Source organism: Caulobacter radicis (assembly GCF_003094615.1).
Lineage (GTDB): Bacteria > Pseudomonadota > Alphaproteobacteria > Caulobacterales > Caulobacteraceae > Caulobacter > Caulobacter radicis.
Map to the genome: position 1 here is coordinate 92333 of NZ_QDKO01000021.1, position 22883 is coordinate 115215.

Consider the following 22883-nt stretch of genomic DNA (forward strand, 5'->3'; position numbering starts at 1 on the left):
CCTTCTTTCGGCGGCGCCTATATCGGCTGGGATCCCCTTCGAGGAACTCCCATGACCGACCTCTCGGCCTTCCCGATCGCCAGCCGCTGGCCCGCCGCCCATCCCGACCGCATCCAGCTCTATTCGTTGCCCACGCCCAACGGCGTGAAGGTGTCGATCATGCTGGAAGAGGTGGGCCTGCCGTACGAGCCGCACCTGATCGACATCGGCAAGAACGAGACCTGGACCCCGGAATTCCTCAGCCTCAATCCCAACGGCAAGATCCCGGCGATCATCGATCCCGACGGCCCGGGCGGCAAACCCTTCGGCCTGTTCGAGAGCGGCGCGATCCTGGTCTATCTGGCCGAGAAGACCGGCAAGCTGCTGCCGACCGATCCGGCGGCGCGCTACGAGACCCTGCAGTGGGTGTTCTTCCAGATGGCCGCCGTCGGCCCGATGTTCGGCCAGCTGGGCTTCTTCCACAAGTTCGCCGGCCGCGAGTACGAGGACAAGCGCCCGCTGGAGCGCTATCGCGCCGAGAGCCAGCGCCTGCTGGGCGTGCTGGAGACCCGCCTGGAAGGGCGCGACTGGCTGATGGGCGACGAATACACCATCGCAGACGTCGCCACCCTGGGCTGGGTGCGCAACCTGGTCGGCTTCTACGAGGCGGCCGAACTGGTCGACTTCAAGAGCCTGAAGAACGTGCCGGCCTGGCTGGAGCGGGGTCTGGCCCGTCCGGCCGTGCAGCGTGGCCTGAACATCCCGGCGCGTCCCTGATCGATCAGGAGCGGGCGGCGACAGCCGTCCGCTCCGGCGCCATAAGCGGTCCATCCTGCAACGGCCGCCGATTCTGATCATGTCGCTGTTTCCCGAACTCGACGGCCCGCCGTCCGATCGCCTGTTCTTCGGGATCTTCCCGGAGGCGCCGGTCGCCGAGACCATCGCCGGCCGCGCCCGCGACCTGAAGGGGCGCCTTGGCCTGTCGGGCGCGCCTCTGACGCCCGAGCGCTTCCACGTCACCCTGCATCACATCGGCGACTATGCCGGCCTGCCGCGCGGAATCGTCGCCCAGGCGCTGGAAGCCGGCGAGGCCGCGGCCTCGACCGCGGCGTTCGAGGTGAGGTTCGACAAGGCCGCCAGCTTCAACAACCGCGGCAACAACCCGTTCGTCCTGCAGGGCGGGGAGGGGCTGGCCGACCTGGATGCCTTCCAGAAGGCGCTCGGCCTTTCGATGGCCCATGCCGGCCTCAGCAAACAGGTCGCCAGGCAGTTCAATCCGCACGTGACGCTGCTCTACGACCGGGCCCTGGCGCCCGAGACGCCGGTGGAGCCGGTGTCGTGGCGTGTCTCCGAGTTCGTGCTGATCCACAGCCTGCTGGGCCAGACCCGGCACATCGTGCTCGGGCGCTGGGCGCTGAAGGGGTAGGGCGCCAACCTCAACGATCCTGCACGTTGCCTGAATGGGTCGTGTTCTGGCGCAGGTTCCCGTGCCGGCCCTGTTCGGACAGGTTGACGTCCGCGTTGCCGGGATCGGGCGACTGCAGGCCCTCGCGGCTGGCGTGGCCCTCGATGTCAGGCTTCTGGCCCTTGAAGGCGCGCTGTTCCGGCGGAATGGGCGGGGCCTTGGACATGGCTTCCTCCTTTTTGTCTGTCGGAAGAAAACCGTCGGGACGGCGGGGCCGTTCCCAGCGCCAAGCTTGCTGTCAGGCCGCCGGCGGCGTCGGTCGCGAGACCACGAAGGCCGCGCAACCCGCCATGATCGCGCCGACCAGCAGGCCCAGCCACGGCTTGGGCCGCGCCGCGAGCAGGAAGACGGCCATGCCGCCGGCCATGCCCAGGCACGCGAAGACCTTGGCCTTGCGCGGGATCGCGCCGTTGGCCCGCCAGGCGCGAACCGAGGGGCCAAAGCGCGGATGGTTCAGCAGCCAGGCCTCGAGCCTGGGCGAAGAGCGCCCGAAGCAGCCCGCGGCCAGGATCAGGAAGATCGTCGTCGGCATCAGCGGCAGGAAGGCGCCGATGATCCCCAGCGCCGTGAAGGCCAGGCCCGCGATCAGGTAGCCGACCCGCACGCCGCGCGAGGCCGGCAGGGTCGGCGCCGCCGGAGCGTCAAGTTCGATGGCCGGCGGTTCAGCCGAAGGCGGCGTCGACATAGGCCTGCACCCGTGAGAAGGCGGCGTCGGCGCCGGCGATGGCGCGCGCTTCGCCCGCTTCGTCCAGTCCGGCCGCGTCGAGGGCGGCGGTGAACTGCCGCCAGTGGGCGGCGCGACCGTCAGGATGGCCCGCAAGGTGGCGCGCGCCGAGGTTTTCGTCGAGCCCCAGCTTGGCCGCGGCCTTGAACAGGAAGGCCGCGCCCAGGTTCGAGCCCTCGGCCACGTAGAGCCAGCCCAGGGCGGTGGCGAGGTCGGGCTCGCTGTCGGCCGCGAACGCCGGCGGCGGCAGCTCGGCCAGGGCGGGGAGGGCAAGGTCCGCCCGGTCGGCGGTGATCTGCGCCAGGCGTCGGCGGCCGTCGAGGTCGGGCAGGCGCTGGGCCAGTTCCGGACGCTGGTAGAGGCCGTCGATGTCGCGATGGAACCGGTACTGCACCTCGAGGAACCGTCCATAGCGCTCGCGGTCGGCGAACGGGCGGCCGGCCATGATGCTCTTGTCGAGCCGGTCGTGTGTCGCCTCCGTGCCGGCCTTCAGCCGCTTGGCGAGGGACGGGGCCTGGGCGAGAGCGAGATCGGTCATGGGGTCAATGTTGGCATGTCGCGAGTGAGACGCAACTGCTCCAGGTCAAATCCGACCGCGGCCGGTGCGAAAATGCTAATCGGGTGGGGAAGGGCCGACTCGCGGCCGCAAGTTCTGGAGCGCGCCCGGTGACGGTGACGATCTACGGCATCAAGGCCTGCGACACGATGAAGAAGGCCCGCACCTGGCTCGACGAGCACGGCGTGGCCTATGCCTTCCACGACTACAAGGCCTCGGGCGCGGTTCGCGCCGACGTCGAGCGCTGGGTCGAGGCGCTGGGTTGGGAAACCGTCCTGAACCGCGCCGGCACGACCTTCCGCAAGCTGCCCGACGCCGACAAGGCCGGCATCGACGCCAGGAAGGCCGTCGAGCTGATGCTGGCCCAGCCCTCGATGATCAAGCGGCCGATGCTGGACGTCGACGGCAAGCTGCTGGCGGGCTTCAAACCCGATCAGTATACGGCCATTCTCGCCTGACGAGCGAAACGCCGCTTGCGCGATTGACGCGAGTTGGCGAACTTTGGGGCGACAAGGGCCGCGTCCAGCGGCTAAGTCTAGGGGAAACAGCCGGTTCGTCCGGCGGCAGGGCATTGAGTGGGCGTGACTTCGGGGCTTCCCTACGATCTGGCGATCTTTGATTTCGACGGCACGCTGGCCGACAGCGGCGCCGTGGTGCTGAAGCTCGTCAATCCGATGGCCAGGATGTACGGCTTCAAGAGCGTCACCGACGAGGAAGTCGAGATGCTGCGCGGCCGTCCCAATCGCGAGATCATCAAGTACCTGGGCGTCTCGGCCTGGAAGATCCCGATCATCGCCGCCCACGGCAAGAAGCTGATGGCCGCCGAGATCGGCTCGATCGGGCTGTTCCCGGGCGTTCCGGACATGCTCAAGGCCCTTTCGGCCGGCGGCGTGCGCCTGGCCGTGGTCAGCTCCAACAGCGAAGCCACGATCCGCACCGTGCTGGGACCCGACCTTGCCAGGCTGATCGACCACTACGGTTGCGGCGCCTCGCTGTTCGGCAAGGCCAAGAAGTTCACCAAGGTCATCAAGACCGCCCGGGTGAAGCCGGGCCGGGTGATCTCGATCGGCGACGAGACCCGCGACATCGACGCGGCCAACGCGCTGGGCCTGGCGTCCGGCGCCGTCACCTGGGGCTACGCCACCCGCCAGCTGCTGGTCGACCATGCGCCGACCGTGCTGCTCGACGCCGTCGACGACATCGTCGCGCGCCTGACCCTGCGGGCCGAAGCCCCGGCCGTCGCCACGGCCTGATCCGCCTTACGAAAGTTTCATCTCGTCCGGCGCCTCCAAACGGCGCCGTCAAAGCCTCTTCCCTGTACGAGACGAAAGCGACAGGCTCTCGTCGACACAATTCGAGGGGAACAGGTCATGGACCTTGGAATCCTGGTGCCGCTGGCGCCGTTCATCATGGTCGTCTGCATCGTCGTCATCCCGATGTGGCTCAAGAGCCGCGATCGCCGGGAGATGCAGGCCACCGTCCGCGCCGCCATCGAAAAGGGCCAGGCGCTGCCGCCCGAACTGATCGAGGCGATGACCAAGGAGGTCAAGCCGGCCAAGGTCTCGTCGGCCCTGCGCGACATGCGCACCGGCGTCATCCTGATCTCCGTCGGCGCGGGCCTGGCGGTGCTGGGCTTCATGCTGGGCCAGATCGCGGACGAGGCTCTGCACCCCGTCATGGGCGCGGCCGCCATCCCGGCCCTGATCGGCGTGGCCTATGTCATTCTGAGCTTCTTCAACCCCAACAAGGGCCACCAGCCGGACGTCTGACGCAGGCGCTTGGGGGAAGAGGGGACTTTCATCATGGGCAGCGAACGCCCACCCACTACCGGTCACGACGTCGAGCTGGCGGCCCTGGCCGCCACCGGCGACCGCCGGGCCTACGGGGAGCTGGTGCGCAGGCACGGCTCGTCCGTGAGAGGCCTGCTGCGTCGCCTGGGCGCGGATCCGGCCACCGCCGACGACGTCGCCCAGGACGCCTTCCTGGTCGGCTTCGAGCAGATCGCCGACTATCGCGGCGAGGGCGCTTTCGGCGGCTGGATCAAGAAGACCGCCGCGCGGCTCTATCTGCGCAAGGTCAAGCGCGACGCGCGCCTGATCTTCTCGGACGCCGCGCCCGAAGAGCCGCAACCGCCCGTTCAGGGCGATGCGTCCGGCGACCGGCTGGATCTCGACGAGGCGCTCAAGGGCCTGTCGCGCGGCGAACGGCTATGCGTCTCGCTGTGCTACGGCGCGGACTGGTCTCATGCGGAGGCTGCGGAAGCCTTGAATATCCCGATCGGGACGGTCAAATCCCATGTCAAACGTGGTCTGGATAAACTCAGGGCCAGGCTGGCCCCGCCCACGGACACCTCGGCGCGGAGGGAAGGTCATGGTTGATCGCGACTTCGATGCGCAGCTCTCGCGGCTGTTCGCCGAGCCGCCGGCGTTTTCCGACGCGGAGGCCTTCCGTGGTCGGGTGGAAAACCGACTCGACCGGGGCTGGGCGATACGGCGTCTGGCGATCGGCGCCGCCGGCGGCGTGGCCGGGCTTTTCGCGGTGGGACAGCTGATCACCAGCCGGTTCGCCGGCGACCTGCGCCACGCGTCCAGCGAGGGCGTTTCGGGCGTGGATGTGGGCGTCGACAAGCTGATGGCCCAGGTGAATCAGTTCATCGCCACCCCGGCCAGCGTAGAAACCCTTTGGCTCGGCGCCGCGCTTGCGGCTATCGCTCTGACCTTCGCCGTCACCCGACTGGTCGAAGAGTTCTAATCCGGAGGCGGCCGCGCCGCGCTCCGGGCGTCCGCAATAGAGCCGGAGCGAATCTTGTCCGCCCATCGTCAGGAGACGGTCCGCCGTCTCGCCGCCCCCGATATCGCCGCTCGCAAGGGCGGCGTTCCCATTGTCTGCCTCACCGCCTACACCGCCCCGGTGGCCGCCGCCCTCGACGACGCCTGCGACGTCCTGCTGGTCGGCGACTCGCTGGGCATGGTCGTTCACGGCCTGCCCAATACGGTCGGCGTGACCATGGAGATGATGATCCTGCACGGCCAGGCGGTGATGCGCGGCTCCCGCAAGGCCATGGTCGTGGTCGACATGCCCTTCGGCTCCTACGAGGGCGCGCCGGAGGAGGCCTACGCCAACGCCGTCCGCATCATGAAGGAGACGGGCGCCCAGGCCGTGAAGGTCGAGAGCGGCCCGACCGTGCCAGAAACCATCCGCTATCTGGTCGACCGCGGCGTGCCGGTCATGGGCCATGTGGGCCTGCGCCCGCAGGCCGTGCTGGTCGACGGCGGCTTCAAGGCCAAGGGCCGCGACGAGGAAGGTCGCCAGAAGATCCTGGCCGAGGCCCGCGCCACCGCCGACGCCGGCGCCTTCGCCGTGGTCATCGAGGGCGTGGCCGAAGCCCTGGCCCGCGAGATCACGCAAGCCATCGCCCCGCCGACCATCGGCATCGGCGCCTCGGCCGGCTGCGACGGCCAGGTGCTGGTCAGCGACGACATGCTGGGCCTGTTCGACTGGACCCCCAAGTTCGTCCGTCGCTACGCCGACCTGAAGGGCGCGATCGAGAAGGCCGCCGCCGACTACGCCCGCGACGTCCAGGACCGCAGCTTCCCCGGCCCGGCCGAGACGTACTACGCCAAGAAGGATTGAGGAGGCGCTTGAAGCCCTTCCCCCTTGATGGGGGAAGCGTTGGGATGGGGGTGGCGCCGTGCGTTCCGTCGCATGGGTGCTCCAAGACTGGCCGCCGCGATCACCCCCCAACCCCGGCCCTTCCCCCATCAAGGGGGAAGGGGGAGGATGATAGCCTTCCAAACCAGGGTTCCACGCCGTTGCGGCGGCGGCGGACACGCTATAGGTTCGCCGCCTGCGTCGCGGCCAGCGCCTCGACTCCTGCTGTTTCAACCTTGCGTCGTCCGGAACCGTCCGGGCAGCGACGCCCCGGCGCCGTCGGCGCCCGTACTGGAGCCTCGTTCGTGGTCGATGTGTTTGACGAGGTCGAAGAGCAGCTTCGCTCCGACCGCTACAAGACCTTCGCGCTGAAGTCGCTGCCCCTCCTGGGCGCGGTCGCCGCGATCGCGGTACTGGGCGTGGGCGGCTGGTGGGGCTGGACCGCCTACGAGAGCAACCGCGCCAACAAGGCCTCCGAAGCCGTGCAGGCGACCCTCGAATCCTACGAGAAGGAAGGGCCCGCCAAGGCCTTCACCGAGTTCGAGAAGCTGTCCAAGGAAGGCAACGCCGGCTACCGCGCGCTGGCCTTCATGCAGATGGGCGGCATCCGCCTGGACGAGGGCAAGACCAAGGAAGCCGTCGGTTATTTCGACGAAGCGGCCAAGATTGCTCCCGATCCTGTCATGGGTGACATAGCGCGCCTCAAATCCGCCTTCGCGCTCATGGACACGGCTCCTTATCAGGAGATCGAGTCGAGGCTGACCCCGTTGACCGGCGAGAAGAGCCCTTATCGCGTGCAGGCCAAGGAAGCCCTGGCGTTCGCCAAGCTCCAGGCCGGCAAGACGGCCGAGGCGCGCGGCGATTTCGTCGTGCTCTCGCTGCTGTCGGACGGTTCGGACGACACCCGCCAGCGCGCGCAGGCGGCGATCCAGATGATCGACTCCGGCTCGGCCAAGGCCCTGCCGGCCGCCGTCAAGGCCGCGGCCGCGCTGCCGCCGCCGATCCAACTCGCGCCCGGCCAGCTGCCGCCGGGCCTGCAACCCCAAGCTCAATGAGCCGCCGACCCATGACTCTGAAGCGTTCCCTGCTGCTCGCCGCGATGATGTCGGCCGCGGTGTCGGTGACCGGTTGCTCGACGGTGTCGAAGCTCAACCCCTTCGGCAAGGACGACAAGAACAAGGCCACCGCCAGCCAAGGCCAGCGGATCTCGGTCATCGCCTTCGACCAGAAGGTCGAGGCGGCCGACGGCCTGAAGGGCGTCGACTTCTTCCTGCCCGAACCGCAAGCCCAGGCCGACTGGCGCCTGCCGGGCGGCAGCCCAGAGCAATCGGTCGAGCATGTCGCCGCCGGCAAGGACTTCGAGATCGCCTGGCGCAAGGGCTTCGGCCAGAAGGCCAACCGCACCTTCCACATCACCGCCAACCCCGTTTCGGCCGAGGGCAAGATCTTCGTGCTCGACGGCGAAGCCAAGGTCTCGGCGCTGGACGCCGTCACCGGCGAGACGCTGTGGCGCAAGGACCTGCGTCCGGCTCGCCAGCCGGGCAAGCGCGGGTTCCTGGGTATCGGCGGCCGCAAGGACGACACCAAGGGCTTCGGCGGCGGCGTGGCCTATGCCGACGGCAAGCTCTACGTCTCGTCGGGCTTCCGCTTCGTGGCTCAGCTCGACGCGGCCACGGGCAAGGAAAACTGGCGCCAGGCGACCAGCACGCCGGTCCACGCCGCGCCGACCGTGGCCGACGGCCGCGTCTTCGTGGTCTCGACCGACAACGAACTGCTGACCTACTCGGCCGCCGACGGCACGCCGGGCTGGACTTACCAGGCCCTGATCGAGCCGGCCCGCATCCTGGGCGGCTCGAGCCCGGCCATCAGCGGCGACACCGTCGTCGCCGGTTTCGCCTCCGGCGAACTGGTGGCCCTGCGCACCGGCAACGGCAACGACCTGTGGAGCGAGGCCCTCAGCCGCGCCAGCCGCACCAACGCCCTGTCGGAACTGCGCGACATCGCCGGCCGTCCGGTGATCTACAAGGGCGATGTCTACGCCGTCAGCCACTCGGGCGTGTTCTCCGCCACCGACCTGCGCACCGGCCAGGCCCGCTGGACCCTGCCGGTCACCGCGATCACCACGCCCTGGCCCGTCGGCGACGTGGTCTACGTGGTCGACAAGGCCGGCCAGGTGATCTGCGCCTCGCGCGACGGCGGCCAGGTCCACTGGATCCGCGACCTCAACGAAACCGACAAGCTCTCCAAGAAGCAGAAGAAGAAGCTGGCCAAGCGTCCGCGCATCTGGTCCAGCCCGATCCTGGCTTCGGGCCGCCTGATCACGGTGTCCAGCTACGGCGAGGCCGTGGCCCTGAACCCCAAGACCGGCGCCACGGAAAAGACCCTGAAGATCGGCGCGCCGGTGCTGCTGGCTCCGATCGCCGTGGGCGACAAGATCTACGTCACCACCGACGACGCCGACCTGATCGCCATCCGCTGATCCGATCCGGGGCCTTCGGGCCTCGGCTGCACTCGTAACCTGTCCCGGGCCCGGGCCGGCGAATCGCCGGCCCGGGCTTGTTGCTTTGCCGGGACCCGAAAAATCGACTACTGACCGCCTATGCCTTTGAAACTCGCCATCGTCGGCCGCCCCAATGTGGGCAAGTCCACGCTGTTCAACCGCCTCGCCGGCAAGAAGCTGGCCCTGGTCGACGACCAGCCGGGGGTCACCCGTGACCGCCGGTTCGCGCACGGCCGCCTCGGCGACCTCGATCTGGAGCTGATCGACACCGCCGGCTTCGAGGACGTCACCGACGAAAGCCTGGAGTCGCGCATGCGCGCCCAGACCGAGTTGGCGATCGACGAGGCCGATGTCGCGCTGTTCGTCTTCGACGCCCGCGAGGGCCTGACGCCGCTCGACAGGATTTTCGCCGAGATGCTGCGCCGCCGGAACAAGCCGGTCGTGGTCGCGGCCAACAAGTCCGAAGGCAAGCAGGCCGAGATCGGCGCCGCCGAAGCCCACCAGCTGGGCCTGGGCGAGCCGATCCCGATCAGCGGCGAGCACGGCGAGGGCATGGCCGACCTCTACGCTGCGCTCCTGGCGGTGACGCCGGAGGAGCTGCAGGAAGAGTTCGAGGACTACGACGACGACACCAAGCCGATCAAGATCGCCATCATCGGCCGTCCGAACGCCGGCAAGTCGACCCTGGTCAACCGCCTGATCGGCGAGCAGCGCCTGCTGACCGGCCCCGAGGCCGGCATCACCCGCGACTCGATCTCGGTCGACTGGACCTGGGACGGCCGCAAGATCCGCCTCGTCGACACCGCCGGCCTGCGCAAGAAGGCCAAGGTCAACGAGAAGCTCGAGAAGCTCTCGACCCAGGACACCATCCGCTCGATGACCTTCGCCGAGGTCGTGCTGCTGGTGATGGACGCCACCCATCCGTTCGAGACCCAGGACCTGCAGATCGCCGACCTGGCCGAGCGGGAAGGGCGCTGCGTCGTCTTCGTGCTGGCCAAGTGGGACCTGATCGAGGACCCCGGCCAGATCCTCAAGGAATTCAACGAGCACGCCGAGCGCATGCTGCCCCAGCTGCGCGGCGCGCCGGTCGTGGCTCTGTCGGGCGAGACCGGCCGCGGCGTCGAGCGCCTGATGCCGGCCGTCATCAAGACGCACCGCGACTGGTCGACCAAGGTCAAGACCCGCGACCTGAACGACTGGCTGCAGCTGGCGATGCAGCGCCATCCGCCGCCCTCGGTCGGCGGCAAGCGCGTGAAGCCGAAGTATATGGCCCAGACCAAGGCCCGCCCGCCGACCTTCGTGCTGTTCTCCAGCCGCGCCGACCAGATGCCCGACCACTACCGCCGCTATCTGGTCAACAGCCTGCGCGAGAGCTTCGACCTGCCGGGGGTGCCGCTGCGCATCACCATCAAGTCGGGCGCCAACCCCTATGCCGACGCCGACCAGGGGTATGTTGTTAAGGGCAAGCGCGCCTTCGAGAAGAAGGAAGCCGAGAAAGCCCGCCTGAAGGCCTCGCGCAATACGGTCAAGAAGTCGGCCCAGAGGGCCGCGATCCTGGCCGAGGCTTCGGCGGACGCCGGCGCTGCCGCCGCGGGCAAGCCCGCTCCGATCAAGGCTGTCTCGGCCAAGGCCGTCTCCGGTAAGGCCGGGGCGGTCAAGGCCGATGCCGCCAAGGGCGAGGCGGTCAAGTCCGACCCCGGCAAGGCGGCCGTCAAGTCGGTGAAGCCGCAGGGGCCCAAGGCCCAGAAGAAGGTCTCGACCACCCCGAGCTACAAGGTCGGGACCAAGACGGCCGGCGGCAAGGCCGGTGGTCCGCGCCGTCCGGTGGCCGGCTCGCGCGTGGTGCGGGGCAACAAGACGCCCGGCGGCAAGCCCAAGGGACGCTAGTTCAAGGCGGGGAGGAGGCTAGAACTCCTCCCAGTCCTGGCCGACGGTGACGCCCGGGCGGAACGACTGGGCGATGCGGCTCTGGGCGGCGGCCACCGGGTTCTCGGTCGCCGGACGCTGGGCCGGCGGCGCCGGTCGAGCGACCGCCTGGGCGGGCGCCGCACCGGTCTCGAAGCGCGAGACCAGTTCGGCCAGCGACGAGGCCTCATTGCGCAGGCAGGCGGCCGCGGCCGTGGCCTCCTCGACCATGGCGGCGTTGCGCTGGGTCACCTGGTCCATCTGGTTGATGGCGGTGTTGACCTGGTTGAGGCCCGTGGCCTGTTCGTGGGCCGACTGGGCGATTTCGGAAATCAGGGTGTCGATCTCGGCGATGCGGCCGACGATGCCGGTCAGCGACTGGCCGGTGTCGCTCACCAGCTTGGCGCCGCGATCGACCTGGCTGCTGCTGTTGGCGATCAGGGTCTTGATCTCCTTGGCCGCCTCGGCCGAGCGCTGGGCCAGGGCCCGCACCTCCTGGGCGACGACCGCGAAGCCGCGACCGGCCTCGCCGGCGCGCGCCGCCTCGACGCCCGCGTTGAGAGCCAGGAGGTTGGTCTGGAAGGCGATCTCGTCGATCACCCCGATGATCTGGCCGATCTTGCCCGAGCTCTGCTCGATCTCGCCCATGGCGGCGATGGCGTCGCGCATGATCTCGCCAGAGCGGGTGACTTCCTGGCGGGTGCTGGAGGCGGCGGTGGAGGCCGCGCGGGCCCCCTCGGCGCTGCGGCGCACCGTGGCGGTGATCTCGTCCAGCGCCGCTGCGGTCTCCTCCAGCGCGGCCGCCTGCTGCTCGGTGCGCTTGGAGAGGTCTTCCGAGGCTCCGGTGATCTCGTTGGAGCCGTTGTGCACGCCCTGGGTCGACTGGCCGATCTCGGTCATCGCCTGGCGCAGCGACTGCAGGGCGGCGTTGTAGTCGCTCTTGATCGAGGCGAAGCGGCCGTCGAAGGCGGCGGTGATGTCGGCCGTCAGGTCGCCGCCGGCCAGGCGCTTGAGGTTGTCGGCCAGGGTCAGCACCACGGCGCCCTGTTCGGCCTCGGTGCGGCGCAGGGCCTCGTTGGCCAGCCGCTCGTGCTCGGCCTGGGTGATGTCGGTGCAGAACTTGATGACCTTGCAGGGCTTGCCCGCGGCGTCGAACACCGGGTTGTAGGCGCCCTGGATCCAGATCTCGACGCCGCCCTTGCCCTGGCGCTGGAACTTGCCGGCGAAGAACTCGCCGCGCCCCAGGTTAAGCCAGAACTGCTTGTATTCGTCGCTGCGGGCGAAGTCGGGATCGGCGAACATGCTGTGGTGGCGTCCGCGGATCTCGTCCAGCGAATAGCCCACCGTCTTCAGGAAGTTGGTGTTGGCCGTGAGGATGGTGCCGTCGAGCTGGAACTCGATGACGGCTTGAGAGCGATGGATGGCCGCGACGGTGGCCTCCAGCTCGGCGAGACGCTCGTCGGTCGCGGCGCGACCACGCTTGAACGAAAACGGCATTTGTCCAAACCCCGAGGACCGCGCCGGATTAGCGCTGCATCCTTAGGGTGAGACCTCGAGTCTTATTCCATGCTTAACGAGCGCCGGTTTCCGAAAACGTCATCTGCGTCAGGTTGTCGCAGTTTAGTGTTTTTGGGCTATGTGTCGTGGAGTCGACCACCAGCTTGACCGCAGAAAATCCGCAATTTCCGTCAGGTACGAATGTTTCTCGGTTTATCTGTATTTCACGTGTGAAAACTGAACCTGCGAATGTTTACGAGGGTTCAGTTATGCGTTGACGCTTGCTGACTCTTGACCTCGTTCCTTGAAGCGAACGACGCCCTTGGGCGGCTCGCGGTCAGGGCGAGCAAGGTCGACGACGAAGGGGGCGATCTCGGCCGGATCCTGCACGGTCATCGGATCCTCGCCCGGGAAGGCGCCGGCCCGCATCTTGGTGCGCATGGCGCCGGGGTCGATGGAGAAGGCGCGGACCTTGGTGTTCTCCATCTCGTCGGCATAGCAGTCGACGATGGCTTCCAGGCCCGCCTTGGAGGCGGCGTAGGCGCCCCAGAAGGCCCGGTGGCTCTTGGCGACGCTGCTGGTCAGGAAGATGGCCCGGCCGGCGTCCGAGGCGCGCAGCAGCGGGTCCATGGCCCGGATCAGCCGCCAGTTGGCCGTCAGGTTGGTCGACAGGATCATGTCCCAGCCCTTGGGGTCCAGGTGGCCCACGGGCGTCAGCGCGCCCAGCACGCCGGCCGCGCCGACCATGATGTCCAGCTTGCCGAACCGCTGGTGCAGGGCCGCGCCCAGGTGATCCAGGCCGTCGGCCTCGCGCAGGTCCAGCGGCACGAGGGTGGCGTGCTCGCCGGTGGCGGCGAAGATCGCGTCATCCAGGGCCTCGAGCGCGCCCTGGGTGCGTCCGATGGCGATGACGTGGGCGCCGGCCTTGGCCAGGCCCAGGGCGATGGCTTGCCCGATGCCGCGCGTGGCGCCGGTGACGAGGGCGATGCGGCCGGCCAGCGGCGTGTCGGTGGTGGTCATGAGCGTTTCCTGCGCCTCTCGCGGGCGTTTGCTTGTCGGGGTGATCAGGCTTCGTCGTCGGCCGGGCGCGCGGCGTAGCGCTGGGCCAGGACCGAACAGGCCATCAGCTGGATCTGGTGGAAGATCATCAGGGGCAGCACCAGCACGCCGGCCGTGGCCCCGGGGAACAGGATGCCGGCCATCGGCACGCCGGTCGCCAGGCTCTTCTTGGAGCCGCAGAACACGATCGCCACCTCGTCGGCCTTGGAAAAGCCCAGCAGGCGCGCGCCCCACATGGTGGCCAGCATGACCAGCGTCAGCAGCACGCCGCAGACCAGCAGCAGCACGATCAGCTCCAGCGGCGAGACCTTGCGCCACAGGCCCTCGACCACGGCGGCGCTGAAGGCCGAATAGACCACCAGCAGGATCGAGCCGCGATCGACGCGGCCGACCAGGGTCTTGTGCTTCTCGATCCACTTGCCGACCAGCGGCCGGGCGATCTGGCCGGCGATGAACGGGACCAGCAGCTGGATGACGATCGACTTGATCGAGTCCCAGCCGCCGACGTCGCCGTGGGCGTTCATCAGCAAGCCGACCAGCACCGGCGTCAGGAAGATGCCGAACAGGTTCGAGGCCGAGGCCGCGCAGACGGCGGCGGCGACGTTGCCGCGACCGATCGAGGTGAAGGCGATCGACGACTGCACGGTCGAGGGCAGGCAGGCCAGGAACACCATGCCCGCCGCCATGGTCGGCGTCAGCACCCCGACCTTGCTGATCGCCAGGCCCAGGATCGGGAACAGCACGAAGGTGAAGGCCAGGATCGTCAGGTGCAGCCGCCAGTGGGTGATCCCGGCGATCACGGCCTCGCGTGACAGCTTGGCGCCGTGCAGGAAGAACAGCAGGGCGATGGCGATCTTGACCACCCAGCCGGTGATCTCGGCCGCCTGGCCCCGTACCGGCAGGAACGAGGCCAGCACCACCATGCCGAACAGGGCGATGATGTAGGCGTCGATCTTCAGCTTGGAGAGGACGGCGGAGACGGGATTGGCCAAGAAGCGACTCTCAAATGGATCGTCGCCCGGTCCGTCCGGGCGATCCGAGCGGCCGAAGATCAGCGTGGGCGGGCCGCATACCGGGGGTAGCGCAGCTTGGGTCCTCCGAACAAGTCGGAGGACCCTGGAAAGGCGCTGATTAGGCGCTGACCAGCAGCGACAGCTGCTTTTCGGCCTGGTCGTTGCGGCCTTCGGCGATCTCGCGATCGGTCAGGCGGGTGGGGTAGTCGCCGGTGAAGTAGTGGTCGGTGAACTGCGGGGCGGCCGGATCGCGCGGCGCGCAGTCCAGGGCCTCGTACAGGCCTTCCACCGACAGGAAGCCAAGCGAGTCCACTTCCAGGAACTTGGCCATCTCTTCCAGCGACTTGGTGGCGGCCAGCAGCTGTTCGCGCTCGGGCATGTCGATGCCGTAGAAGTCGGGCCACTTGATCGGCGGGCTGGCCGAACGCAGGTGCACTTCCTTGGCGCCGGCCTCGCGGACCATGCGGACGATCTTCAGCGAAGTGGTGCCGCGCACGATCGAGTCGTCGATCAGGATGACGCGCTTGCCTTCCAGCACGGCGCGGTTGGGGCTGTGCTTCATGCGCACGCCTAGCTCGCGAACCCCTTGCGTCGGCTGGATGAAGGTGCGGCCCACATAGTGGTTGCGGATGATGCCCAGGTCGAAGGGCAGGCCGCTTTCGGCCGCGTAGCCGATCGCCGCCGGCACGCCCGAATCCGGCACCGGCACGACGACGTCGGCCTCGACGCCGGTCTCGATCGCCAGGCGTCGGCCCATGCGCTTGCGCACCTCATAGACCGAGCGGCCGTTCACGACGCTGTCGGGACGGGCGAAGTAGACGTATTCGAACACGCAGGGGCGGGCGGCCGGGGCCGCGAACGGGCGCAGAGACTTCACGCCAGTGTCGCTGATCACGACCATCTCGCCGTGCTCGACGTCGCGCACGAAGCGGGCGCCGATCATGTCGAGGGCGCAGGTTTCCGAGGCCAGGACCGGCTTGCCGTCCAGGTCGCCCAGCACCAGCGGGCGGATGCCCAGCGGGTCGCGGATGCCGATCATCTTCTTGTTGGTGATGGCCACCAGGGCGTAGCCGCCTTCGATCTGGCCCAGGGCGTCGATGAAGCGGTCGACGATCTTGGCTTTGCGCGAGCGGGCGATCAGGTGGAGGATCACCTCGCTGTCGCTGGTCGACTGGAAGATCGCGCCTTCCTGCACCAGGCGCTCGCGCAGGGTCAGGAAGTTGGTCAGGTTGCCGTTGTGGGCCAGGGCCAGGCCCCCGGTCTCGAGATCGGCGAACATCGGCTGGACGTTGCGGATGAAGCTGCCGCCGGCCGTGGAGTAGCGGGTGTGGCCGATGGCCATGTTGCCCGGCAGGCGCTGGACGAGGTCGGCGCCGGTGAAGGCGTCGCCGACGTGGCCCATGTGGCGTTCGGTGTGGAAGCGGGCGCCGTCGAAGGCGGCGATGCCGCAGGCTTCCTGGCCGCGGTGCTGCAGGGCGTGCAGGCCCAGCGCCGCGATGGCGGCGGCGTCACGGGCGCCGAACACGCCGAACACGCCGCATTCCAGGCGCAGCGTGTCGTCCTCGGGATCGCGCCAGGGCGCGGACGAGAAGCGGTCGGTCGACTGGCCGATAGACGTCATTGCGATTTCTCCACCAGGTCGTCGAGCTTCCGACGCTGGTCCTTATCATAGCCTTCTTCGCCGCGCTCGGCGTCGGACGGTTTGTCGCTGGCCCCGTCGCGGACGGCGTCCTCGATGGCGGGGGCCAGCTTGCCGGCCAGGCCCGCGCCCTTGGGGGCGAACACTTTCAGCACCTGGGCGCTGGCGTTGGACAGCGGATAGAACATCGACTCCGACACCCAGGCCGGCACGCGGTCGCGCGGCGTGGCCATGTGGAAGACGAGGTTGAAGACGCCCAGCACCACCAGCGCCCGCAGCAGGCCGAAACCCAGGCCGACCAGGCGGTCCAGCAGGCCCAGCGCGCCGTCGGCGTGCAGGGTCTTGGTCAGTTGGCCGCCGATCAGGCGCAGGGCGACGAAGGCGATGACGAAGGTGACCAGGATGGCGGCGGCGGTCGCCGCCCAGTCCGGGTCCATGAATTCACGAAAGAGCGGGCCGGTCAGGCGCAGGCCCAGGAGGGCCACCACGGCGGCGACGATGAACGACAGCGCCGAGGTCAGCTCCCGCGAGGCGCCGCGGAAGAAGCCGACGGCGCCGGAAACCAGCAGGATCAGTCCGGCGATGATGTCGAACGGCGTCACGCGTGCGAGCTCCAGATGTCGTTCTCGATTCGACGGACCGCGTCGGCCAGCCGCGCCGCGCCGGCCACCGGCAGGGCGCCGCCGCCTTCGGGCAGGCCCGACAGCGGTCCCAGCGCGCGGCCGAACCCGAGCTTGGCGGCTTCCTTCAAACGCGACTCCATTCGGCTCACGGGCCGGATCTCGCCGGAGAGGCTGACCTCGCCGAACACCACGCAATCCTGCGGCAGGGCGACATCGAGGGCCGAGGAGGCCAAAGCGGCCGCCGCCGCGAGGTCGGCGGCGGGTTCGGTGATCCTCAGCCCGCCGGCGACGTTCAGATAGACGTCCTTGTCGCCAAAACCAAGGCCGCAGCGCGATTCCAACACCGCCAGCACCATGGCCAGGCGTCCGGAATCCCATCCGACCACGGCGCGCCGGGGCGTTCCGTACGCGGAAGGCGCGACCAGGGCCTGGAATTCCACCAGGACGGGCCGCGATCCCTCGATGCCGGCGAACACCGCGGCGCCCGCCGCGCGCTCGCCGCCCTCGTTGAGGAACAGGGCCGAGGGGTTCTTGACCTCGCGCAGGCCGATGTCGCCCATCTCGAATACGCCGATCTCGTCGGTGGCCCCGAAACGGTTCTTGGCGCCGCGCAGGATGCGGAACGGATAGCCGCGCTCGCCCTCGAAGCTCAGCACCGCGTCGACCAGGTGCTCGACCACGCGCGGGCCGGCGATCTGGCCGTCCTTGGTGACGTGGCCGACCAGCAGGATGGCCACGCCCTGTTTCTTGGCCAGGCGCACCAGTTCGGTGGCGCAGGCGCGCACCTGGGTCACCGTGCCGGGGCCGGCCTCGTGGGCGTCGCTCCACATGGTCTGGATCGAGTCGATGACCACCAGGTCGAACTTGTCGCGCTTGAGGCCGTCGAGGATGTCGCGCAGGCTGCTCTCGGCGGCCAGCTTCACAGGCGCGCCGGCCAGGCCCATGCGGTCGGCGCGGCCGCGGATCTGCTCGACGGCCTCCTCGCCCGAGATATAGGCGCAGGAGACGCCCCGGCTCGAGGCGTTGGCGCAGACCTGCAACAGCAGGGTCGACTTGCCCACGCCCGGGTCGCCGCCGATCAGGATCGCCGAACCGGGCACCACGCCGCCGCCGCAGACCCGGTCGAACTCGTCGACGCCGGTCAGGATGCGGGGCGGGGCGGGGGTGTCGCTCTCCAGGCCGGTGAACTGCAGGCCGCGGTTGCGCGTGGCCTTCGTGGTCGACATCGCGCCGGGCGGGCGTACGCCGACCTCTTCGACGAGGGTGTTCCAGCTCTGGCAGGCGGGGCATTGCCCGGCCCACTTGGCTTGGACCGCCCCGCAGGACTGGCAGGCGTAGACGGCGCCGTCGCGGGCCATGAGGTCTCCTGATTCTCGAATGGGTGCAGACTACAGGTTGGCGGCGCCCTGCGCCAAAGCCGGACGCAGGCCGGGATCCAGGATGTCGCCGAACCTTGTTCCCGTTTTTGGTGTGTTCGGTGTAGATAAGTATCGGGGGGCGCAAATTCAGGATCTTGCTGGAGGCGCCTAGATGTCCGTGGTCGAACCCGGAGCCGTTTCTTCCGATCTCGTCGGCCGCGTGAAGCGGCTGCTGCTGACGCCGTCGCCCGAGTGGGAGCGCATCGACACCGAGCCCGCCACGATCAAGGGGCTCTATGTCGGCTACATCTGCATACTGGCGGCGATCCCGGCCGTGGCCGGCCTGGTGGGCAGCCTGGTGTTCGGGCACGGCATTCCTGGCCTGGCGACGATCCGGCCCTCGCCCGTCGGGGCGATCGTCGGCGCCGTGGTCGGCTATGGCCTGTCGCTGCTGTCGGTGTTCGTGCTCGGCCTGATCATCGACGCCCTGGCGCCGTCGTTCGACGGCCAGAAGAACAGGCTGCAGGCCTTCAAGGTGGCGGCCTATTCCGGCACCGCCGGCTGGGTGGCCGGGATCTTCGGCCTGTTCCCGCCGCTGGCGGTCATCGGCGGCCTGTTGGGCCTCTACGGTCTCTACCTGCTCTATACGGGCCTGCCGCGGGTGATGAAGGCGCCCAAGGAGAAGGCGATCGGCTACACGATCGTCACCGTCCTCTGCGCCATCGTGCTCTATGTCATCGTCGGCTTCATCACCGGCGCCGTCGTCGGCGCGGCCGCGATCGGCGGCGGGATTGCGGCCTCCAAGGTGGCGGGCGCCGACAGCGGTTCGGTGACGCTGGGCGGCCAGACCTACGACCTGGGCAAGATGGACGAGGCCAGCAAGAAGATGGAGGCGGCCGCCGCCTCGATCGAAGCCGGCAAGGACATCCCCCTGACCTCGCCGGACGTGCTCAAGGGCCTGCTGCCCGGCGCGGCCGGCGGCTATGCCCGCACCGCCGTCGAATCCAGCTCCGGCGGCGCCGGCGGCATGGGCATGTCGGTGGCGCGCGGCGACTACGAGAAGGACGGCAGGCGCTTCACCCTGGCGGTCACCGACCTGGGCGCGCTGGGCGGCATGACGGCCATGGCCTCGGCGATGAACGCCCAGAGCACCTCGGAAACCGAGACCGGCTACGAGAAGACCAGCACCGCCGGCGGCCAGCTGACCACCGAGAAGTGGGACCGCGAGGCCAAGTCCGGCGGCTACACAGTCGTGATCGGCAACCGGTTCTCGGTGGAGGCCAATGGCGACGCCGAAAGCATCGACGACCTCAAGCGCGCGGTGGCCTCGGTCGACGCCGGCAAGCTGAAGAGCCTGGCGCGCTAGGCCGGGGAGAGGGGCGGGGCCTTCAGGCCTCGCCCAGCACCACGCGGCGGGCGCGGCCGGCCAGGCGCACCAGCAGTTCGTAGGCCGTGGTGCCCGCCGCGGCGGCGGCTTCGTCGACCGGCAGGTTGGGGCCGATCAGCTCGACCAGCGCCCCGGGACGCGCCGCGTCGCAGTCGGTGACGTCGATGGCGATCAGGTCCATCGACACCCGGCCCAGGAGCCGGCGGCGCGCGCCGTCGAACCACACGTGGCCGGCGGGACTGGAGCCGCGCAGCACCCCGTCGGCATAGCCGCAGGCCAGCACCGCCACCCGCGTCGTCTCGCTCGCCGTGAAGGCCGCGCCGTAGCCGATCGACTCGCCCCGCGGCACGACCCGCACCTGCAGGATCGGCGCTTCCAGCGTCGCGACAGCCTTGAGCCGCGCATCGGTCACGTCGCGCGGACCGCCGCCATAGAGGGCGATGCCCGGCCGGCACTGGTCGAAATGATAGTCGTCGCCCAGGAACACCCCGGCCGAGTTGGCCAGGCTCTTGCGGGCGTTCGGGAACAGCGCCGCCGCGTCGCGGAAGCGGGTCAACTGGCGGGCGTTGAGCGGATGCTCCGGCTCGCCGGCGCAGGCCAGGTGGCTGACCACCAGCGAGACGTTCAGATGCTTGAGGCGATCCATCGAGGCCGTCAGCACGGCGGCTTCCTCGTGGCGCAGGCCAAGCCGGTTCATGCCGGTGTCGACGTGGATCGCCGCCTCCAGCACGCCCTTGCCGGCCTGGCTGTTCCAGGCCTCGACCTGCGGCAGGCTGTTGAGCACCGGGATCAGTCCGGCCTGCATCAGCGTCGGGCCCGAACCCGGCGTCGCGCCGTCCAGCACATGGATCTTCGCCTCGCGATCGCCCAGCGCCTTGCGTAGGGAGACGCCTTCGGACAGGCGGGCGACGTAGAAGCCGCGCGCGCCTTCGTCCCACAGCCGGCGGGCGACGAGGCCCGCGCCCAGGCCATAGCCGTCGGCCTTCACCGCCGGCGCCAGTTCGGCGTCGCCGGCCGTCGCTTGCAGCGTGGCGTAGTTGGCCGCGAGGGCGTCGAGGTCGAGGGTCAGGCGGGCGTCGGTCACGGCTGCGGAGGTAGCCGACCCGCGCCCGCAAGGCCAGTGCAGATCCTGTGGAGATGCCGGCTAGCGCGTCGCCCAGCCTAGCGCGTCGCCAGGAACTGCCCCACCAGGGCCTCGACGCCGCTGGCGACGATCTGCACGCCGATGCACATCAGGAGGAACGCCATCAGCCGCGACATCACCCGCGCGCCGTTGACGCCCAGCAGCGACAGCACCCGGTCAGAGGCGCGGTAGAACACCCAGACCATCAGGGCGATGACGGCCACGGCCAGGCTCGCGCCCATGAAGAACGGAACCACCGAATGGCCCTCGGCCGGGCGCTGCGACGATAGCGCGATGGCCACCGAGATCGCGCCCGGTCCCGTCGTGAACGGCATGGTCAGCGGGAAGAAGGCCATGTCCTCGGCCCGCGCCTTGGCGGGCGAGCTGGCCTGGTCGGCCTTTCGTTCTTCGTGTTCCTCGGGCGCCATCAGCAAGGCCCAGGCCCGGATCGCCACCACCAGGCCGCCGGCCACCCGCAGGGCGCCGAGGCTCACCCCGAAGAAGTTCAGCACATAGCCGCCCAGCAGCAGCGAGCCCAGCAGGATGAAGAAGGCGTAGAGCGCGATGGTCGGCGCCAGGCGCTTGCGCGTCTCGGCCGGATGGTCGGCCAGCATCTGGTGGAAGATCAGCGCCGCCCCGACCGGATTGACGATCGAGAACAGGGCCGGAAAGGCCAGCAGGAAAGCCCCGACGAAGGTCGAAACGGGCAGGGGGCTGAATTCCATCTGGCGGCGCTCTTTCGCTGAATCGCGCGCCGAGCGTTGCCCGACGCGCCGATGCAGGTAAAGCGCGAGGCGGCTATTCGTCGTCGCCGCTGCGCATCTGGTGGAAATAGTGGTCGCGCGAGAGGTTGCCGAAGCGGGTGGTGTCGCTGTTGAACGACAGGCGCACGGTGCCGATCGGGCCGTGACGCTGCTTGGCGATGATCACCTCGGCCAGGCCTTGCAGCTTGTCCATTTCCTCTTGCCAGGTCAGGTGCTCGGGCGTGCCTTCGCGCGGCTCGGCCCGGCCGACATAGTAGCTTTCGCGGAACACGAACCACACCATGTCGGCGTCCTGCTCGATCGAGCCGGATTCACGAAGGTCCGACAGCTGCGGGCGCTTGTCGTCGCGGCTTTCGACCTGACGTGACAGCTGTGACAGGGCGATGACCGGGCAGGCCAGTTCCTTGGCCAGGGCCTTGAGGCCCATGGTGATCTGCGAGACTTCCTGCACGCGGCTGGCGTTGGAGCCGAGGTCCGAGCCGGTCACCAGCTGCAGGTAGTCGACGACGATGAGGTCGAGGCCGACCTGGCGCTTCAGGCGCCTCGCCCGGGCGGTCAGCTTGGCGATCGAGATACCACCAGTGGCGTCGATATAAAGCGGCGCTTCCTGGAGTTCCATGGCCGCGTCGCGCACGCGCCCGAACTCGCTGGCGTCGATCTCGCCCTTGCGGAGCTTGTCGCCCGATACGCCCGAGGCGTCGGCCAGCATACGCAGGGCCAGCTGCTCGGCGCTCATTTCCAGCGAATAGAAGGCCACCACGCCGCCGTTGACGGTCTTGCGGCTGCCGTCGGGCTGGGGCTCCCAGGCGTACTTCTTGGCGACGTTGAAGGCGATGTTGGTCGCCAGCGCCGTCTTGCCCATCGACGGACGGCCGGCCAGCACGATCAAGTCGGAGGGGTGAAGGCCGCCGATCTTCTGGTCGAGGTCGATCAGGTCGGACGCCAGGCCCGACATGCCGCCGTCGCGCTGGAAGGCTTCGGCGGTCATCTCGACGGCGCCGCGCAGGGCGTCGCCGAAGCTGACGAAGCCCGAGCTGGCCGTGCCGCTTTCGGCCAGGGTGTAGAGCTGCTGTTCGGCCGCTTCGATCTGGTCGCGGGCCGGGCGCTTCTCGTCGCCGTGGCCGTGGGCGGCCGAGGCGATCTCGCCGCCGATGCGGATCAGGTCGCGGCGCAGGGCCAGGTCGAAGACCGCGCGGGCATAGTCGCCGACATTGGCGGCCGGCGGGGCGCGGTCGACGAGGTCGGCCAGGTAGCGGATGCCGCCCAGTTCCTCGAACGCCGGATCGCGCTTGAACTCGTCGGCCAGCAGGATCGGCTCGGCCAGCTGGCCCTTGCGGATGTGCGTCTCGATCGACTGGAACAGCCGCTGGTGGAACGGCTCGTAGAAGTGGCGTCCCTGCAGGCTGTCGGTCAGCCGCTCATAGGCCGAGTTGTCGTACAGCAGCACGCCCAGCAGCGCCTGTTCGGCTTCCAGGTTGTGCGGCGCGACGGTGATCTGAGGGGTATCCTGCGCGGGCGGGCGCAGGTCGAGAGCGGGGACCAGGGACATCGCCATAAGTTAACGCGAACGAGGCCGCGACGCGCGTTCGGAGCGTGGTCAACGGCGCAGATGAATGGGGATGTTCTGTGTATATCTTCGA

General features: G+C 69.0%; 24 protein-coding genes. 12 read left to right on the plus strand and 12 right to left on the minus strand.

The features are described 5' to 3' along the window. The first annotated feature begins 51 nt into the window (after positions 1 to 51). Both DDF62_RS13515 and DDF62_RS13520 read left to right on the plus strand, forming a co-directional pair. A complete protein-coding gene (locus DDF62_RS13515) occupies positions 52 to 756 on the plus strand; it encodes a glutathione S-transferase N-terminal domain-containing protein (protein ID WP_116489586.1) in 705 nt (234 codons plus the stop codon). Between the two features lie 79 nt (positions 757 to 835). Further along, positions 836 to 1405 carry a 2'-5' RNA ligase family protein gene (locus tag DDF62_RS13520; protein ID WP_116489587.1) on the plus strand — a complete coding sequence of 190 codons (570 nt, stop codon included), beginning with the start codon at positions 836 to 838 and terminating at the stop codon, positions 1403 to 1405. A gap of 10 nt (positions 1406 to 1415) precedes the next feature. On the opposite strand, the gene DDF62_RS13525 is transcribed toward DDF62_RS13520, so the two are convergent. The 3 genes from DDF62_RS13525 to DDF62_RS13535 form a co-directional block, all read right to left on the minus strand. Next, positions 1416 to 1610: a hypothetical protein gene (locus tag DDF62_RS13525; protein WP_058346397.1), complete on the minus strand. Its 195-nt coding sequence runs from the start codon at positions 1608 to 1610 to the stop codon at positions 1416 to 1418. A 72-nt stretch (positions 1611 to 1682) separates the two neighbouring features. Next, a complete protein-coding gene (locus tag DDF62_RS13530) occupies positions 1683 to 2129 on the minus strand; it encodes a YbaN family protein (protein ID WP_116489588.1) in 447 nt (148 codons plus the stop codon). Next, a complete protein-coding gene (locus tag DDF62_RS13535; protein WP_116489589.1) occupies positions 2107 to 2706 on the minus strand; it encodes a biliverdin-producing heme oxygenase in 600 nt (199 codons plus the stop codon). Before DDF62_RS13535 ends, DDF62_RS13530 begins: the two co-directional genes overlap by 23 nt. A 128-nt stretch (positions 2707 to 2834) precedes the next feature. Here DDF62_RS13535 and DDF62_RS13540 point away from each other — a divergent pair, with 128 nt between their 5' ends. The 9 genes from DDF62_RS13540 (at position 2835) to der (ending at position 10762) form a co-directional block, all read left to right on the plus strand. Further along, entirely contained in the window at positions 2835 to 3182 is a 348-nt protein-coding gene (locus tag DDF62_RS13540; RefSeq protein WP_116489590.1) for an ArsC family reductase, read from the plus strand. Between the two features lie 123 nt (positions 3183 to 3305). After that, positions 3306 to 3977, plus strand: coding sequence for an HAD hydrolase-like protein (locus tag DDF62_RS13545; protein WP_244286811.1), 672 nt, complete (start codon positions 3306 to 3308; stop codon positions 3975 to 3977). 117 nt (positions 3978 to 4094) lie between these two features. Then, on the plus strand, positions 4095 to 4493 hold the full coding sequence (locus tag DDF62_RS13550) for a DUF6249 domain-containing protein (protein WP_116489591.1): 399 nt from the start codon (positions 4095 to 4097) through the stop codon (positions 4491 to 4493). Positions 4494 to 4526: 33 nt separating this feature from the next. Then, the gene (locus tag DDF62_RS13555; protein WP_116489592.1) at positions 4527 to 5102 is read left to right on the plus strand and encodes an RNA polymerase sigma factor; all 576 of its coding nucleotides are present in this window, start codon (positions 4527 to 4529) and stop codon (positions 5100 to 5102) included. Then, a complete protein-coding gene (locus DDF62_RS13560) occupies positions 5095 to 5475 on the plus strand; it encodes a hypothetical protein (protein ID WP_116489593.1) in 381 nt (126 codons plus the stop codon). The genes DDF62_RS13555 and DDF62_RS13560 overlap by 8 nt, the downstream gene beginning before the upstream one ends. Positions 5476 to 5529: 54 nt before the next feature. Further along, a complete protein-coding gene (gene panB, locus DDF62_RS13565; RefSeq protein WP_116489594.1) occupies positions 5530 to 6357 on the plus strand; it encodes a 3-methyl-2-oxobutanoate hydroxymethyltransferase in 828 nt (275 codons plus the stop codon). A 323-nt stretch (positions 6358 to 6680) separates the two neighbouring features. After that, complete coding sequence (locus DDF62_RS13570; RefSeq protein ID WP_116489595.1) at positions 6681 to 7430, plus strand: tetratricopeptide repeat protein; 750 nt, start codon at positions 6681 to 6683, stop codon at positions 7428 to 7430. 11 nt (positions 7431 to 7441) lie between these two features. Beyond that, positions 7442 to 8854, plus strand: a complete 1413-nt coding sequence (locus DDF62_RS13575) for a PQQ-like beta-propeller repeat protein (protein WP_244286812.1) — start codon at positions 7442 to 7444, stop codon at positions 8852 to 8854. 120 nt (positions 8855 to 8974) lie between these two features. Continuing rightward, entirely contained in the window at positions 8975 to 10762 is a 1788-nt protein-coding gene (gene der / locus DDF62_RS13580; protein WP_116489597.1) for a ribosome biogenesis GTPase Der, read from the plus strand. 18 nt (positions 10763 to 10780) lie between these two features. Here der and DDF62_RS13585 read toward each other — a convergent pair whose 3' ends face one another. The 6 genes from DDF62_RS13585 to radA form a co-directional block, all read right to left on the minus strand. Then, the gene (locus DDF62_RS13585) at positions 10781 to 12277 is read right to left on the minus strand and encodes a methyl-accepting chemotaxis protein (protein ID WP_116489598.1); all 1497 of its coding nucleotides are present in this window, start codon (positions 12275 to 12277) and stop codon (positions 10781 to 10783) included. A gap of 267 nt (positions 12278 to 12544) precedes the next feature. After that, on the minus strand, positions 12545 to 13297 hold the full coding sequence (locus DDF62_RS13590; RefSeq protein ID WP_116489599.1) for an SDR family NAD(P)-dependent oxidoreductase: 753 nt from the start codon (positions 13295 to 13297) through the stop codon (positions 12545 to 12547). Between the two features lie 44 nt (positions 13298 to 13341). Further along, a complete protein-coding gene (locus DDF62_RS13595; protein ID WP_116489600.1) occupies positions 13342 to 14328 on the minus strand; it encodes a bile acid:sodium symporter family protein in 987 nt (328 codons plus the stop codon). Between the two features lie 139 nt (positions 14329 to 14467). Further along, positions 14468 to 15970, minus strand: coding sequence for an amidophosphoribosyltransferase (purF, locus tag DDF62_RS13600; RefSeq protein WP_116489601.1), 1503 nt, complete (start codon positions 15968 to 15970; stop codon positions 14468 to 14470). Beyond that, positions 15967 to 16590 carry a CvpA family protein gene (locus DDF62_RS13605; RefSeq protein WP_116489602.1) on the minus strand — a complete coding sequence of 208 codons (624 nt, stop codon included), beginning with the start codon at positions 16588 to 16590 and terminating at the stop codon, positions 15967 to 15969. Before DDF62_RS13605 ends, purF begins: the two co-directional genes overlap by 4 nt. After that, complete coding sequence (radA, locus tag DDF62_RS13610) at positions 16587 to 17969, minus strand: DNA repair protein RadA (RefSeq protein ID WP_116489603.1); 1383 nt, start codon at positions 17967 to 17969, stop codon at positions 16587 to 16589. Before radA ends, DDF62_RS13605 begins: the two co-directional genes overlap by 4 nt. A 172-nt stretch (positions 17970 to 18141) precedes the next feature. Here radA and DDF62_RS13615 point away from each other — a divergent pair, with 172 nt between their 5' ends. Beyond that, positions 18142 to 19335: a Yip1 family protein gene (locus DDF62_RS13615; RefSeq protein ID WP_116489604.1), complete on the plus strand. Its 1194-nt coding sequence runs from the start codon at positions 18142 to 18144 to the stop codon at positions 19333 to 19335. Positions 19336 to 19357: 22 nt separating this feature from the next. Here DDF62_RS13615 and alr read toward each other — a convergent pair whose 3' ends face one another. The 3 genes from alr to DDF62_RS13630 form a co-directional block, all read right to left on the minus strand. Continuing rightward, a complete protein-coding gene (alr, locus tag DDF62_RS13620) occupies positions 19358 to 20440 on the minus strand; it encodes an alanine racemase (RefSeq protein WP_116489605.1) in 1083 nt (360 codons plus the stop codon). Positions 20441 to 20517: 77 nt separating this feature from the next. Beyond that, entirely contained in the window at positions 20518 to 21204 is a 687-nt protein-coding gene (locus DDF62_RS13625; RefSeq protein ID WP_116489606.1) for a MarC family protein, read from the minus strand. Between the two features lie 73 nt (positions 21205 to 21277). After that, positions 21278 to 22798 (minus strand): replicative DNA helicase, encoded by a 1521-nt coding sequence (locus tag DDF62_RS13630; protein ID WP_116489607.1) that lies wholly within the window; start codon positions 22796 to 22798, stop codon positions 21278 to 21280. Positions 22799 to 22883: the final 85 nt, after the last annotated feature.

What these genes read in the sequence shown, in the direction of transcription:
- radA (WP_116489603.1), bottom strand. Translation starts at nt 17,969, where the DNA reads ATGGCCCGCGACGGCGCCGTCTACGCCTGCCAGTCCTGCGGGGCGGTC.
- DDF62_RS13615 (WP_116489604.1), top strand. Translation starts at nt 18,142, where the DNA reads ATGTCCGTGGTCGAACCCGGAGCCGTTTCTTCCGATCTCGTCGGCCGC.
- DDF62_RS13515 (WP_116489586.1), top strand. Translation starts at nt 52, where the DNA reads ATGACCGACCTCTCGGCCTTCCCGATCGCCAGCCGCTGGCCCGCCGCC.
- DDF62_RS13590 (WP_116489599.1), bottom strand. Translation starts at nt 13,297, where the DNA reads ATGACCACCACCGACACGCCGCTGGCCGGCCGCATCGCCCTCGTCACC.
- DDF62_RS13525 (WP_058346397.1), bottom strand. Translation starts at nt 1,610, where the DNA reads ATGTCCAAGGCCCCGCCCATTCCGCCGGAACAGCGCGCCTTCAAGGGC.
- der (WP_116489597.1), top strand. Translation starts at nt 8,975, where the DNA reads ATGCCTTTGAAACTCGCCATCGTCGGCCGCCCCAATGTGGGCAAGTCC.
- DDF62_RS13630 (WP_116489607.1), bottom strand. Translation starts at nt 22,798, where the DNA reads ATGGCGATGTCCCTGGTCCCCGCTCTCGACCTGCGCCCGCCCGCGCAG.
- DDF62_RS13555 (WP_116489592.1), top strand. Translation starts at nt 4,527, where the DNA reads ATGGGCAGCGAACGCCCACCCACTACCGGTCACGACGTCGAGCTGGCG.
- DDF62_RS13575 (WP_244286812.1), top strand. Translation starts at nt 7,442, where the DNA reads ATGACTCTGAAGCGTTCCCTGCTGCTCGCCGCGATGATGTCGGCCGCG.
- DDF62_RS13585 (WP_116489598.1), bottom strand. Translation starts at nt 12,277, where the DNA reads ATGCCGTTTTCGTTCAAGCGTGGTCGCGCCGCGACCGACGAGCGTCTC.
- DDF62_RS13530 (WP_116489588.1), bottom strand. Translation starts at nt 2,129, where the DNA reads ATGTCGACGCCGCCTTCGGCTGAACCGCCGGCCATCGAACTTGACGCT.
- purF (WP_116489601.1), bottom strand. Translation starts at nt 15,970, where the DNA reads ATGACGTCTATCGGCCAGTCGACCGACCGCTTCTCGTCCGCGCCCTGG.
- DDF62_RS13625 (WP_116489606.1), bottom strand. Translation starts at nt 21,204, where the DNA reads ATGGAATTCAGCCCCCTGCCCGTTTCGACCTTCGTCGGGGCTTTCCTG.
- DDF62_RS13535 (WP_116489589.1), bottom strand. Translation starts at nt 2,706, where the DNA reads ATGACCGATCTCGCTCTCGCCCAGGCCCCGTCCCTCGCCAAGCGGCTG.
- DDF62_RS13550 (WP_116489591.1), top strand. Translation starts at nt 4,095, where the DNA reads ATGGACCTTGGAATCCTGGTGCCGCTGGCGCCGTTCATCATGGTCGTC.
- DDF62_RS13560 (WP_116489593.1), top strand. Translation starts at nt 5,095, where the DNA reads ATGGTTGATCGCGACTTCGATGCGCAGCTCTCGCGGCTGTTCGCCGAG.
- DDF62_RS13520 (WP_116489587.1), top strand. Translation starts at nt 836, where the DNA reads ATGTCGCTGTTTCCCGAACTCGACGGCCCGCCGTCCGATCGCCTGTTC.